At 59.9% G+C, this 459-nt stretch carries 2 protein-coding genes; both read left to right on the top strand.

Annotated features, from left to right (window positions below; genetic code table 11):
• Nucleotides 1-11: 11 nt before the first annotated feature.
• Complete coding sequence (locus tag D7Y13_RS50105) at nt 12-179, top strand: hypothetical protein (RefSeq protein ID WP_500683203.1); 168 nt, start codon at nt 12-14, stop codon at nt 177-179.
• 71 nt (nt 180-250) lie between these two features.
• On the top strand, nt 251-459 hold a 209-nt coding region (locus D7Y13_RS50100), incomplete at its 3' end, for an SDR family NAD(P)-dependent oxidoreductase (RefSeq protein ID WP_120631105.1).

The raw sequence follows: 459 nt of genomic DNA, 5'->3' as shown, positions 1-459 counted from the left end.
TGCCCGACGTCATCGACTTCGACAGCGGCCCAATTATCGACGGTGAGCAAACCATCGACCAAAACGCCGATGCGCTGCTGGAGTACGTCGTCCGGCTGGCATCGGGCGAGGAGATCACCAAAGCCGAAGGGCTGGGTCAGGACGATTTCATTCCCTGGAAACGGGGCGTTTCTTTGTAATGCCGAATCTCCAGATTCGGCTGTAAGGGCAACGGATTTACGGCCGAATCTGGAGATTCGGCATTACGAGCATGTTTCCACTCCAAAACAAAACCGCCCTCATCACCGGGGGAGCCAGTGGTATCGGGCTGGCCATTGCGCAGACGTTTGCACAGGCGGGCGCTCATGTACATATTCTCGACCTCAACGGCGGGCAGGCTGAACAGGTGGCCAGCGACATCCGCCGGGCTGGGGGCAACGCGACGGGCCACGCGGTCGACGTGTCGAATCAGCCCCAGAC

Origin of the sequence: Corallococcus praedator, from assembly GCF_003612125.1 — a bacterium.
GTDB lineage: Bacteria > Myxococcota > Myxococcia > Myxococcales > Myxococcaceae > Corallococcus > Corallococcus praedator.
Note: the sequence above shows the minus strand (reverse complement) of the source record. Positions and strands in the feature narration are given on the sequence as shown.